Annotated in this window: 10 protein-coding genes; 8 read left to right on the forward strand and 2 right to left on the reverse strand. The window is 45.7% G+C overall.

The features are described 5' to 3' along the window. The first annotated feature begins 55 nt into the window (after positions 1–55). The 8 genes from Nant_RS10005 to Nant_RS10040 are packed head-to-tail and all read left to right on the forward strand — an operon-like array spanning position 56 to position 8,096. Positions 56–802 (forward strand): FadR/GntR family transcriptional regulator, encoded by a 747-nt coding sequence (locus Nant_RS10005; RefSeq protein WP_054341509.1) that lies wholly within the window; start codon positions 56–58, stop codon positions 800–802. A 56-nt stretch (positions 803–858) separates the two neighbouring features. Beyond that, entirely contained in the window at positions 859–2,052 is a 1,194-nt protein-coding gene (locus Nant_RS10010; RefSeq protein ID WP_054341510.1) for an ABC transporter substrate-binding protein, read from the forward strand. Between the two features lie 60 nt (positions 2,053–2,112). Then, positions 2,113–2,970 (forward strand): branched-chain amino acid ABC transporter permease, encoded by an 858-nt coding sequence (locus Nant_RS10015; RefSeq protein ID WP_054341511.1) that lies wholly within the window; start codon positions 2,113–2,115, stop codon positions 2,968–2,970. A 1-nt stretch (position 2,971) separates the two neighbouring features. Then, complete coding sequence (locus Nant_RS10020; protein WP_054341512.1) at positions 2,972–3,964, forward strand: branched-chain amino acid ABC transporter permease; 993 nt, start codon at positions 2,972–2,974, stop codon at positions 3,962–3,964. After that, positions 3,961–4,722 (forward strand): ABC transporter ATP-binding protein, encoded by a 762-nt coding sequence (locus Nant_RS10025; RefSeq protein WP_054341513.1) that lies wholly within the window; start codon positions 3,961–3,963, stop codon positions 4,720–4,722. Before Nant_RS10020 ends, Nant_RS10025 begins: the two co-directional genes overlap by 4 nt. Continuing rightward, positions 4,715–5,410: an ABC transporter ATP-binding protein gene (locus Nant_RS10030; protein WP_054341514.1), complete on the forward strand. Its 696-nt coding sequence runs from the start codon at positions 4,715–4,717 to the stop codon at positions 5,408–5,410. Before Nant_RS10025 ends, Nant_RS10030 begins: the two co-directional genes overlap by 8 nt. 15 nt (positions 5,411–5,425) lie before the next feature. Then, positions 5,426–6,697: a Zn-dependent hydrolase gene (locus tag Nant_RS10035; protein ID WP_054341515.1), complete on the forward strand. Its 1,272-nt coding sequence runs from the start codon at positions 5,426–5,428 to the stop codon at positions 6,695–6,697. Further along, positions 6,690–8,096 (forward strand): amidase, encoded by a 1,407-nt coding sequence (locus Nant_RS10040; RefSeq protein ID WP_054341516.1) that lies wholly within the window; start codon positions 6,690–6,692, stop codon positions 8,094–8,096. The genes Nant_RS10035 and Nant_RS10040 overlap by 8 nt, the downstream gene beginning before the upstream one ends. A 903-nt stretch (positions 8,097–8,999) precedes the next feature. Here the strand turns inward: Nant_RS10040 and Nant_RS10045 are convergent. Both Nant_RS10045 and Nant_RS10050 read right to left on the reverse strand, forming a co-directional pair. Continuing rightward, positions 9,000–10,577 (reverse strand): PGAP1-like alpha/beta domain-containing protein, encoded by a 1,578-nt coding sequence (locus Nant_RS10045; RefSeq protein ID WP_054341517.1) that lies wholly within the window; start codon positions 10,575–10,577, stop codon positions 9,000–9,002. 914 nt (positions 10,578–11,491) lie between these two features. Then, positions 11,492–12,340 carry a PEP-CTERM sorting domain-containing protein gene (locus tag Nant_RS10050; protein ID WP_054341518.1) on the reverse strand — a complete coding sequence of 283 codons (849 nt, stop codon included), beginning with the start codon at positions 12,338–12,340 and terminating at the stop codon, positions 11,492–11,494. Positions 12,341–12,870: the final 530 nt, after the last annotated feature.

Consider the following 12,870-nt stretch of genomic DNA (forward strand, 5'->3'; position numbering starts at 1 on the left):
ATAATTATTTATATTAAATATTGATCGTTTTTCAACTTATTTTTCTGGGACTGAAATGACATCTGAATTCAAGAATAAAAAAAAGCGCAAGCTGTCGGACCTGATCGTTGATGAAGTAAAGCGCCTTATTATGGCTGAAGAGCTACAGCCTGGAGACCGGTTGCCGAGTGAAAGAGATTTGATTGAGCAGTACGGAATATCAAAAGGAACTGTTCGGGAAGCACTGAAAGCTTTGGAAGTAGAAGGATTAATCAAAACCAAACCAGGTCCAGGTGGGGGTGCGTGGCTTACCGAAGTAGGGACAGAGCCCGCAAGCAAAGCGCTACGAAATTACTTATATTTTCGGCATATAAGTGCCGCACAATTGTATCAGACGCGAAAGCTAATTGAAGTTGAGTTAGCAGTATCCGTTGTAGGGCATTTAACTGAAGAAGAACTTTTACTTCTTAGAAAATATACCGATCAGTGCAGTGAAAAACCTACCACAGAAGAGGAGCAACGGCTCCAGAAAATAGCCGAGTTAGAGTTCCATAATGTTCTAGCTGACGCTTCACCTAACCCGATTTTAGGTTTCTTTGGTCGCTTTCTAAATGAATCATTAAGAGATCTTGTTGTATTAAAAAAAGCTTATTTAATTGATTACTACGCCTTCACTAAATCAAATGTCGATTATCACTACGCACTCATTAACGCTTATGAAAAACAAGATAAAGAACAGGTGCGAACGCTTATGGCGGAGCACATGTGTGAAGCGGAAGTGCACTTTGTTGCACTTGACGGAGAAATTTCGAAAAAAATGTAGAGCACCACAAAGCCAAGCTTTTTGGCGAAATGATAAAATAACAAAAGGATCCGAAAATGATTAAAAAATATTTGAAAAATACTGCTCTAGTATTCTCGATAGCAGCTGCTTCTTGCGTTGTAATGGCGCAAGAAGAGGCAGTGACTATATATGGGGTTAAATCCCTTTCGGGAAGCTTCGCTAGTTATGGTAAGTATGCTGATATGGGGTCGAAATTAGCTGTTGAGCAATATGGACAAGTACTTGGGAAAACACCAAGTTATATGAGTATAGATACAGAAGGTAATGCAGGCAAAGCGCTCCGCAAGGTACAGGAGGCGATTAATCAAAATTCAGCGAAATTTTTCAATGGAGGCACACTATCGTCAACTTCTTTAGCCATAGGTAAGGAGATCAATAAATCAGGGGGTGTTTTTATTACTCCAGCAGGAGCTGATGAACTAACGGGGGTTGATTGTAATACCTCTACATTCCGTTGGTCGGTGCCGACATATGGCGCAATCAGAGAGACCGTTGTTCCTTTATTAAAAGAACATCCAGAAAAGAAGCGCTGGTATACAATTACACCTCAATATGTTTTTGGCGAAGCATTGCTCTCAAATGCTAAAGCTGTGTTTGATGAGCTTGGTATAGAACATGTAGGTAATAGCTACCACTCTCTGCAAGAGCAAGAGTTCTCAGGCTACGTTACGAATGCAATGGCTGCAAAACCAGATGTTCTTTTACTTCTAAATTTCGGTTCTCAATCCTCTAATGCCTTACGACAGGCGATAAATTTTGGGTTGAAGAATCAAATGACCATCCTAGTAACATGGTCCTCTGGTCTAGAACAGTTCCAGGAATTAGGAGCAGATATAACAGAGAATGTTTACTTTGGAGCACAGTATTGGCATACAGTTGATACTCCACTGAATAACAAGCTTGTCAAAGAAGTCAAAGACACATATGGCATTACCCCCAACTATCCATTAGCTGCGGATTATATCAGTACTAAACTGCTCCTTGATGCGATAGTAGAAGCGGGAACAACGACCCCTAGTGACGTTATTAAAGTGCTGGAAGGTAAGTCTTATGAAGGCCCGACAGGCACCGAGATTGTTCGAGCAGCCGATCACCAAGTCCTCAAAAATTATTACTTATTAAAAGGAAAGTCACCTTCAGAAATGAAGAATGCAGACGATTTTGCCGAAATAGTGAGCTACGGTAAATCTTTCCCAGATGAGTCATCTCTTGAATGTAAAGGCATGTAAAACGATTTGCGCCACTTGTTTTAATAGTGAGTGGCGCTTCATTCTTGTTAGAGGTGAACTATGAATCTGTATCTATTTCAGGTAGTAAATGGGATAGGGCTTGGAATGATTTATTTCCTCATATCGGTGGGGCTTTCAATCATTTTTGGACTACTTAACTTTGTGAATTTTGCTCATGGAGCTTTTTATCTTCTAGGGGCATATCTAAGTTATACGGCAGTAAGTATTACAGGAAACTACTGGCTAGCTCTTATCATTGCACCTCTTTGTATCGCATTTTTTGCATGGGTATGCGAAAGAACGTTGATAAAAAGGGTCTACCATCTTCCTCATATGTACCAAATCTTGGTGACATTAGGTGTTGCCTTAATTATTCAAGAACTTTGTATTTCTATATGGGGACCTATCGGGAAAAGCATTTCTCCACCTGATTCACTTAAAGGTGTAATAGCAATAGGTGAGTTTTACTATCCACAGTATCGCCTATTTGTCATCGCTTTTGCGGCCGTGGTTGCTCTTCTTGTTTGGTATCTACTGGATAAAACTAAATTTGGTGCACTTGTGCGTGCCGGTAGTGAAGACGCCGAAACAGTTTCCTTACTCGGAACACATACTCATCGCCTGTTTTCTATCACTTTTGCATTGGGTGTTGGTCTTGCCGGTCTTGCCGGTGTACTAGCAGCGCCAATAAAAGGCATTCACCCATTTGTTGGCCCAGAAGTACTTGGGATTGCGTTTGTTGTCGTTGTGATAGGAGGCATGGGGTCTTTTACGGGAGCGTTAGTCGGCGGACTACTCGTGGGGATCGTGCAAAGTGTAATGAGCACACTTTGGCCACAGGGTGCCAGCTTGATGATTTATGCAGCTATGGCTCTTGTCATTCTAGTGCGGCCATACGGACTATTCGGGAGAGCATAATATGAATAAAAAAACTTCTATATTCGGAGGAGTAACCATAATTGCCTTGGCTCTTATGGTGTTGATGCCGATATTACTACCTTCCGTTACCCTTGCTACGGAAATACTGATATTTGCTTTGGCTGCATTGGCTTGCAACTTACTGCTGGGCTACACAGGCCTCTTATCATTCGGACAAGGTATCTTTTTTGGAGGCGGGGCCTATAGTGCTTCATTAGTCATGCTTCATCTTAATTTTGGGCTGATTAGTGCTTTAATCACAGCCATTCTAGTGGGAGCATTACTCGCTTTAATCGTCGGCGCGTTAGCCATACGAAGAACGGGTATTTACTTTGTAATGCTCACGCTTTCTTTTTCTCAAATGGCGTATTTCCTTGCTTACACGTTCAGTGATTGGACAGGTGGAGACAACGGATTATTGGATGTTCCTCGGCCTGCATTAACACTTTTCGGAATGACCATCAGCGACCTACAAAGCAGTGAAGCATTCTATATTTTTGTGGCAGCAGTCTTTGCAATTGTCTTCGTGTTTTCTCGAAGAGTTATACATTCTCCATTTGGAACGACACTTGTTGCTATCAGAGAAAACGAGGGGCGATCATCGGCTGTAGGGTTTTCTACAAACCACTTTAAGCTTGTCGCTTTCGTTATTTCCGGTGCGATCACTGGTCTTGCTGGAGCACTCTACGCGATGCTTTTAAATTTCGCACCTCTTTCGAATGTCGAGCTTCTCATGTCAGAAAACATCTTGATTATGACAATTATTGGGGGGACTAGCTCGTTAATTGGTTCAATTTTGGGAGCTGGATCGATCGTGTTGATGGGTGATCTTCTCTCATCTATCTGGCCTAGATGGATGATGATTTTAGGCGCTGTGCTTATTGCTGTTGTCTTATTTCTTCCAGGTGGACTATGGGGTGGAATTCTTTCTTTGACTTCCAAATTTCCGTGGAAAAAAGTTAAGACAAATGTCACCTCGGAGGTGACAAAATGAACTCAAGTTATTTATTAGAAACTTCAAGTTTGGGATTGGATTATGGAGCATTCTCTGCTGTTGGGAATGTTGACTTAAAAATAAGAAAAGGATCCATTCATACCGTAATAGGACCAAACGGTGCAGGGAAAACATCTCTATTTCATTGCTTAACAGGTGAAAGGAAACCGACTCGTGGAAGCATCCATTTTAACGGGGAGAACCTGACATCTCTGGCGGCGCATAAGCGAGTATCTAAAGGGATGTCTCGTTCGTTTCAAATCACAAGCCTTTTTCAAAATTTAAGCGTGCGAGAGAATCTAAGAATAGCCGCGCAAGGTCGAGACGGTCTGAATGCACTAAAGTTTTGGGTGCCCGAAACTGCCAACAAAGCTAATGTCGCTAAGGCGGATGAGGTTTTAGAAAGAATTAAATTAGAGAAATACGCTGACAGACAAGCGGGTGAGCTTTCGCATGGACAGCAGCGTGTCCTTGAAGTTGGTATGGCGTTGTGCGGCTCTCCATCACTGCTTCTACTTGATGAGCCTACTTCAGGGATGGGCGTAGATGATATCCCGATAATGACAGGCTTAATTTCGGAGCTTGGAAAAGATCATACTGTGATGCTTATTGAACACAATATGAGACTGGTCATGTCAATCTCCGATCGAATCACGGTGATGCACCAAGGCAATATATTAATTGAAGGCTCCCCTGAGGAAGTGAAAGGTGATGAGCAGGTTAAGAAAGCATACCTAGGAGAAAGTGGCCATGAGTAGATTAGTTATCAATAATCTGCATTCTTATTATGGTAAAAGCCATATTTTGAACGGAATTGATTTGGCGGTTGAATCGGGAGAAATTGTAACGCTGTTGGGACGAAACGGCGCCGGTAAAACTACGACACTTAAGACGATTGTAAGCATCGTCAAAGCTCAACAAGGGGTTATCTTGTTAGATGACGAGAATCTTGTAGGCAAAGAAATATACGAGATAGCTCGTCGAGGCATCGCTTTAGTGCCAGAACATCGTGGAATCTTCGGAATTCTTTCAGTTGAAGAAAATCTTATGATTGCCATCAACAAAAAAAGCCCTTGGGCTGTTGAAGATATTTATCAAATGTTCCCACGTCTAAAGGAGCGAAGAAAGAACGGTGGTAACGCGCTGTCTGGTGGTGAGCAGCAAATGCTCGCGATTGCACGAGCACTTGTAAATAACCCGAAATTTCTTCTCCTTGATGAGCCAACAGAAGGTCTAGCCCCCGTCATCGTTGATGAGATTGTGAAAATTTTAGGTCAAATTCGTGCAGCAGGAGTGGGTGTGTTACTCGTCGAACAAAACTTATCTGTATGCGAGAAGCTTGCGGACAAACATTATGTAGTTGAGCTTGGTGAAATTGTTTATCAGGGCTCTCAAACCGAATTTAGCAAACAAGACGACATCAAGAACCGATATCTTGCTGTTTAGTAGAGGTGACCTATTATGAAAACATCTGAGTTATCACCGAGTATCGGAAGGATCACAGTAAATACCGAACGTCTTTGGGACTGTCTGATGACGCATGGTCAAATTGGACATACTTCTAAAGGCGGTTTAAATCGTTTGGCTTTAACTGAGTTAGACAAACAAGGGCGTGACTTATTTAAAACGTGGTGTGAAGAAGCTGGGTGCACCGTATCTGTCGATGAAATAGGTAATATTTTTGCTAGAAGACCCGGTTTAAACAATGATTTGCCTCCCGTTATGACCGGGTCCCATATAGACACTCAGCCAACAGGTGGTAAATTTGATGGATGCTTTGGGGTTATGGCTGGTTTAGAAGCGATTCGCACGCTAAATGACCTTAACATTCAGACTCATGCTCCGATCGAAGTTGTGGCATGGACAAATGAAGAAGGTTCGCGGTTTCCGCCATGTATGATGGGTTCTGGTGTATTCACGGGTAAGTTCTCACTAAATGACGCGCTGTCGACAAAAGATGATGCGGGTATCTCAGTGAAAGAAGCGCTGGATGCAATTGGTTACAACGGAACTAAAAGTCATATTGGTCATAAAGCTGCCGCGTACTATGAAGCTCACATTGAGCAAGGACCTGTATTAGAAGATGAGCGAAAGCAAGTAGGGGTTGTTATTGGCGCTCTAGGCCAAAAGTGGTTTGATATTGAGATAACAGGTGTAGAGGCTCACGCTGGTCCAACTCCGATGCACCTTCGAAAAGATGCTTCCCTTGCGGGCGCAGAATTAATACTGTTTATAAATGAGCTAGCGATAAAAAACACACCCCATGGGCGTGGAACCGTTGGCTGTTTTGACGTTTTTCCTAGTTCACGAAACGTTATACCCGGTCGAGTTAAAATGACTGCAGATCTTCGGCACTTGGAATCCGATGTCCTTGAAATAATGGTTCAAGACCTGCGTAGTAAAATCAATTCTTTAGATAAAAAGTACGGCGTTCAAACAATCATTACCCCTACAGCAGACTTCCCTCCGATAGCGTTTGATTCCACATGTGTTAGTAACGTCAGAGATGCTGCTTCTAAGTTAGGGTATCCGAATATGGATGTTGTTAGTGGCGCGGGGCACGATGCCATCTTTATGGCAGAGGTTACTTCTGCAGGAATGATTTTTGTCCCTTGCGAGGGGGGGATTAGTCACAATGAGCTAGAAAGGGCTAAAGCTGAGGATCTTGGAGCAGGGGCGTCTGTTCTACTTAACGTTTTACTCTCGTCTGCGGGGGTAGCAGTACATGACTAAAGCTCGTAAAACGAATGTCGCAGATATGACGGCGGTCGAACTTTCCCATCTATTTGAAACTAAAAAGCTTTCTCCTGTAGAAGCGACCAAAGCTTCGCTGGAGCGAATTGCCAAATGCAATCCTTCAGTCAATGCATACTGCTTTGTTGCTGAGGAGGATGCGCTCAACGCTGCAAAAGAATCGGAAAAGCGTTGGTTCAAGGGCGAACCCCTTAGTAAAATTGATGGAGTGACAAGTTCAATCAAGGATTTAACGCTTGTTGCTGGGTGGCCTCACCGCAGCGGTTCACTTACCAGTTCAGAAAACTTAGCTAATGTTGATGCTCCCTTTTCACAAAAAATGCGGCAAGCAGGCGCTGTAATACTGGGTAAAACGACAACACCAGAATTCGGTTGGAAGGGCGTTACTGACAGTCCTCTCACCGGAGTTACAAGAAATCCATGGAATACAACACTCACATCTGGAGGCTCTTCCGGCGGAGCGGCTGCAGCCGCGGCTTTAAATATGGGGGTTTTACATCAAGCCAGTGATGCAGGTGGATCTATTCGAATCCCCGCTTCTTTTTGCGGTGTATTTGGTATAAAGCCGACTTTTGGTTTCGTCCCTCAGTGGCCGGCAAGTGCAATGACTACTCTTTCTCATCTCGGACCAATTAGCAGAACAGTGCAAGATAGTTTGTTGATGATGGATGTTATAGCGAAGCCAGATTTAAGGGATTGGTACTCAACGCGTATTTTCGACGGTAGTTGGAGCGATCAAAAAAAACTCCCTCTTAAGGGCCTGAAAATAGCTTACAGTCCAACCCTTGGGTATATCGATGTAGATGCGGGTGTGCTTAAGCTTGTCGACTGTGCGGTGAATGCGCTTAAAGAAATGGGTGCAGAAGTTGACCTGATCGATCCTGGCTTTAAGGACCCTATCGATACTTTTTCAACCCTTTGGTTTGCGGGGGCCGCGAAAGTTGTTTCAACTTTTAACGAGCAACAACGTGTGCTTCTGGATCCAGGTTTTCTACAAATAGGTATCGAAGGAAGTAAAATTGATATTGTGGACTATATGAAGGCCTCTGACCAAAGAGCCGAGTTAGGGCGCTCTATGCAGGAGTTTCATTCGAAATACGATATTTTAATTACACCTACACTTCCGCGGACTGCATTTAAAGCAGGTCAAAATACAGAGTCAGCTTACCAAGAGCATTGGACTGATTGGACGCCTTTCTCGTACCCGTTCAATCTTACTCAGCAACCCGCATTGTCTATACCTTGTGGGGTGCTTGACGGTTTACCTGTCGGACTTCAAGTCGTAGCTGATAGGGGAAATGATTTACTTGCTATTAGTATTGCAAAGTACATTGAGGACTTAATACCAACTCAGTTTTTGGACGCCCCTAGAAGTTAACATAATAAGCTCTGGATCATGTTTGGTAGTCGTCCTTTTCAAGGGCACTTGATAATAGGAAGCCCGAGTAAGATCCTGTAAATAATTCTTTTTAACTGCCTATCATTGGACCAGCAATGGATGATGATAGGCAGTATGTTCTGGGAAAAACTCGAAGCCTCTGATCACTACAAAGTGACCTGAATGACTTCAGGCAGATGTTAACCAAAATTACCGTAGAAACCCCACTTAATACCTTACTAGATGATCATCATAAACACGTTAAAGCCCGTCTGATAATAGCCATAATGGCTACTCCAGCAAGACCCTCCGTACCGAAGATAGACAGTTCCAAACAGATACCACACGGGACCGGGATGGTAGCGTCAAACCGCTGCGAATTCTGGTGAAATGGAACGGTGATTCTCTGGCAAGCTATTTGATCACCTTTGGTGAAACACATCTAAATGTGGCAAAAGACCGCAATACTCTGGCAGGGCTTATGAGTTACAGGGTGGGCATTGGTGTTTATGAGCGGGCACTGAGATTTTTTTAAAGCCATTTTAGGCAACTAACATCCCTCGACCAAGATTGTGCAATAAATTTGAATCAAGCCATACCTAGACTAACGCGTGAATCGCTATGGCCTATAGCGTGTACGTGACTCTGTTCGACGCCCCTGAAACACCTGCGAATGACACACACTGCCTAGAGTCTGTGTCACCGCAGTTGTCGCGTAGAATCGGGGCAGGGGAGGAGAGACCCGTCAGCGCCGCGCTGTTATCTTCGCCGCACTCCCGACAGCCACCCCGGCGCCAGGGGCTTATGGGGGCTGAGGGTTAGATACCTCGGCTACCCTATTAGCCCGCTCATATTGGCGCAAACGAAATGTGGCCATTGCCCATGTAGTTACCAGATTGATAATTACCGTCGAGCCTCAATGCGTAACTTTCCTTTCACGCCCGGACGCGTATTCTGGGCAACGGGAATTTCGAAGACTATGCCCCTGTCCTCTTCACCTTCGAGCTTGCGTGTTACTGCGTCAATGCCCGGCTTGCCGGGGTTGACCTCTTGGTAGCCATATTTTATGCGCCAACCTCCGAGCGCTGTCTCGTCGGGGAAAGCCTCGACCATGATGAGCTCGCGCAGGATGTAGCCACCCTCGTAGTGGCGTTTCATAAAGAGCAGGCCATCGACCTCGTAGTCAGGCACGAGCACCTTGATATCGAACGCGAAGCTGACCGCTCCCGACGTCTTAACGCTCTTGCTTGAGTCGAGAAATATGGAGAAGAGGTGCGGGCTCTTAGCGCGATTCGGTAGGCGTTCAGTTCGATCATCGCCGGGGAATAGGTCACCGTAACTACGAAAGATTGCAGAGTTCTCGCGGACCTCGCGGCGCGTCATCTGCCACTGACAACCACGCACGCTGACGGCGACCTCGAACTGGTAGGACGCGCGTAATTCCTTGCCCGCCTTGAAGGCTTTCTGCACTTCTATCGGCAGGGATATGTCGTCTATATCGAGGATTCCATCGACGCGCAGCGTACCGAAAAGGAAGCGCGTGAGGTTCTGGTAGCCCTCCTCGGAGTTTACGATTCCGTAGGGACCAGAGTGGCTTCGGTGAACGAAGGCGCGCGGTGAGCTCACGTCTAAGCCATCAGAGCCCAAGCCATGCGTGGTTGCATTCTCAATGCGCACGAGCCCATCGCTCGCGTCCCCCGCTGCCCAGGCCGAGATTCCGCCGGCCGCGGCGTAGTCGCGGGGGTTAGTGCCCACTAAGTTGAAGATGCGTTCGGGTGGAAAGTTCTTCACGATCGAGACGTCATCATCCTCGGACAGACCTAGGTACCCAGCCATCCGCTTGCGGTTGAAGTTGTTCGCATCTCCGAAGGAAAGCCAGCCTGGCACATTGCGCACGATACGCATATCAATGCCGTTGTGAGGAGTGGCATAGGTAAAGAGCTTGTCCACTGCGCCGCGTGCAGCCTCGCTGCCCAGCTTCGTGTTCTGCAGGAACGCGCGGCATACCAGCCCGCCCATGGAGTGTGCCACGAGATGCACTCGGAAGTCCTCGGGCGTCATTGAGTTCTTCGGATTGGCGCAGATCTTGTCGCGCAGGCGCAATATCAGTTCGCTCAGCCCCTTGGCGAAATGTTCGATAGGCGGCGTTTCGCCTGTGCCGAAGTCCTTGCTGGCCTCATCATAGTAGCGGTAGATAATGATGCTCCGATACGGGATGATGCAATCAGGTCGGTCGGACGCCACGAGATCCTCGCCGTTCTCGAATACATCGTGGTAGTCGTGGTCGGTTATCAGACGCACAAGCGGCGACTCGAAGAAGAATCGCTTCAAGTCGCCGGTCCAGGCCGTGCGGGCCTTGGTCGAACCGATGTTAAAGCCCATGTACGGGTCGGTGACGGTCTCCTCGATCTCGCCCTGCGTAGCTGCGAAACCGCGCACGTAGATGATCGGATGGTATGGTTGATGCGAGGTGGTAGGCATTAAAACTTCTCCTTGTTTTAGCTGATTGAACTTCGATCACTGCCATCAAAGGCGATTCCTAAAGTATCTAAAAGGCCTCACACCTCATTGAGAGGCAAAGAATTGTTGGCTAAAAATAGCGATCAAAGAGCAAAATCCAACGGCTTTTTATCATTTTGAAGGACTTACTATGTATCACTGTCGATCCACTGTACCTCACAATTTTCATATATAGTTGCGGAAAATCATTATATTTATCGATTTTAAGCAACTATATAAACTAACTCTTTTTCTGGTTCATTTTCCCGACCTGAAACAGACGAATATTCCATGGAAGGTACGAACAAGTCCCTAATTCAGTTTTGCAGCGTCCTAACTACGCGACCTTTAGAGCAGGGATAAGTGCTTGTTAGCAGGTTCCCTAGAATTAGCTAATTCTTTGACTTGTCATTTAGCAGTGTTAAAAATGGATCATTTATCTGTATTACTCACAATCCATTCGACCGAATTGTCACCTCTATGTGGCACACACTGCATAGAGTCTGTGTCCCGCAGTTGTCGCGTAGAATCGGGGGAGGGGGGGAGCATCGTCCGCGCAACCTCCCTTATCACCGCGTCCGTATCACCCAGAAGAAAGTTCCCGATCTCGAGCTTCTTCTCCAAAGACTACGGCCACTGCAGTCTTGTAGTTTCCTTTAAAGTAGATTATCTACTCTTAATAATGTGTCCGACACATCGGAGTAAACTATAGGTTGGTGTATTGTCTGGAGTGATTTCCGTTTTACCGGGGAAAGGCTAACGGTGAAATTTTATAATGCCCGGAGGATGTAGAACGCCTGCAGGTCAAGTACCTCAATAATAAGAGTAGAAGCCGACAATGGTAAGCTGAAACGGTTTGAAATCCGGTGCGAGGATTTCAAACCGATGAAAACAGCCTACGCCACGATTAAAGGTTTTGATATGAACAAGGGCTCGTGGGAGAGATCCCTCTTGCCAATCCGCTTACGTCGTACGATCCAAAGTCCGGCCAGCCCCAAGGTCAGTAAGCTTAAGGATCCCGCTTCCGGAACTGTCGCTGCGGGAGTCTCAAGCACACCGGATAGCGCATATATTGACAACTGACTGGCACCCTGAAAACCAATGCCTGCATAGCAGCATTGGTTAGATATCCAAGTGCCGTTAACTGCAGTCGTTATACCTATGCGGCTTATGCTATTGCCGAGTGCGCTTTGACCCGGTGCTCGCAAACCATTACTTTCACTACCCGTCCAAGCTACGGTTGCGGGATTCAAGTCACCGTATTGATTGATGTTTAACGGATTGTAGATAGATCCGTCCCACAAGTCCGCGTTGTTGTCAGCAATTCTGGTAGACGCGACGTCTAGCAAAAAAATCGGAACGCCGACTCCAGACGCGGTGCCAGTGGTGACGCGGGCATCGCTCCCATTGGTTGAGAGGATTGCGGTCCAGGTAGTTGAGAGAGCCACGAGTGCAGCTTCTGTGTTGGCTTGGCTGGTAACGAAATTGTTGTATGTAGATATTGCGGAGGAATTCCCGTTAATTTTTCCTTGGGTTAGGAACGCTAACCGATATTGATCACCGGGGTTAAGAAACGTCGGAGCTGTAGTCGGGGCTGCCATCACCGGGGTAGCCGTCATTACCACGGCTGTAACGGCCATAAATAGGCCAGCAGCAATTGATTTGAGGTTTTTCAGTGTGATCCGGCCTGCCCATGCGGGGGTGGTGATCCCTAAAGGCAATAGAATGGTTATTATAGTTTTCATAAGCCTGTGTTCCTTGTAGCGATTAATGCTAGTTTTGCCCCTGTTAACCGCATGATGCTGCGTTTGCTTTAGGGCAGTTGAGGTTTTGTCACGGTGTGGGGAGACGCGATGCCCAAGAAAGAACCAAGGAGAATGAATAATTCTATACCGTACTAAACTTATAGCAATAATCGAGCCAGCCCCGGCAACCTCATGATTAACGGGGGGAGTCATTTTTTACTGAACCAGGTATTTCTAATAGTGTAAAAAATATTGACATCATTTATTATTGCTTATACGCGACTATTGGCATCCAGCATGTCTATTTTGCTGCGTTAGTGGCCGTTACAGGTACCATACTCCTTAGAATATGACTAGAAATCCAATTATTTACTGTAAAAAAAACTGACATTTATCCGAGAGGCAGAAAGAGGTATGAAGCCAATTTCACCTGGATGACTGCTTTCGCCTATTGTGAGACTCACTCGATTCCAAATCACATCCAATAAAAAACCCTCCTTGAAGGGCTTCAGTAGCGCGACCTGTTGAGG

The organism is Neptunomonas antarctica (assembly GCF_001305295.1).
GTDB lineage: Bacteria > Pseudomonadota > Gammaproteobacteria > Pseudomonadales > Balneatricaceae > Neptunomonas > Neptunomonas antarctica.

Excerpts from the sequence above, each read along its gene's own strand:
- Nant_RS10005 (WP_054341509.1), top strand. The coding sequence starts at position 56 with ATGACATCTGAATTCAAGAATAAAAAAAAGCGCAAGCTGTCGGACCTG.
- Nant_RS10010 (WP_054341510.1), top strand. The coding sequence starts at position 859 with ATGATTAAAAAATATTTGAAAAATACTGCTCTAGTATTCTCGATAGCA.
- Nant_RS10015 (WP_054341511.1), top strand. The coding sequence starts at position 2,113 with ATGAATCTGTATCTATTTCAGGTAGTAAATGGGATAGGGCTTGGAATG.
- Nant_RS10020 (WP_054341512.1), top strand. The coding sequence starts at position 2,972 with ATGAATAAAAAAACTTCTATATTCGGAGGAGTAACCATAATTGCCTTG.
- Nant_RS10025 (WP_054341513.1), top strand. The coding sequence starts at position 3,961 with ATGAACTCAAGTTATTTATTAGAAACTTCAAGTTTGGGATTGGATTAT.
- Nant_RS10030 (WP_054341514.1), top strand. The coding sequence starts at position 4,715 with ATGAGTAGATTAGTTATCAATAATCTGCATTCTTATTATGGTAAAAGC.
- Nant_RS10035 (WP_054341515.1), top strand. The coding sequence starts at position 5,426 with ATGAAAACATCTGAGTTATCACCGAGTATCGGAAGGATCACAGTAAAT.
- Nant_RS10040 (WP_054341516.1), top strand. The coding sequence starts at position 6,690 with ATGACTAAAGCTCGTAAAACGAATGTCGCAGATATGACGGCGGTCGAA.
- Nant_RS10045 (WP_054341517.1), bottom strand. The coding sequence starts at position 10,577 with ATGCCTACCACCTCGCATCAACCATACCATCCGATCATCTACGTGCGC.
- Nant_RS10050 (WP_054341518.1), bottom strand. The coding sequence starts at position 12,340 with ATGAAAACTATAATAACCATTCTATTGCCTTTAGGGATCACCACCCCC.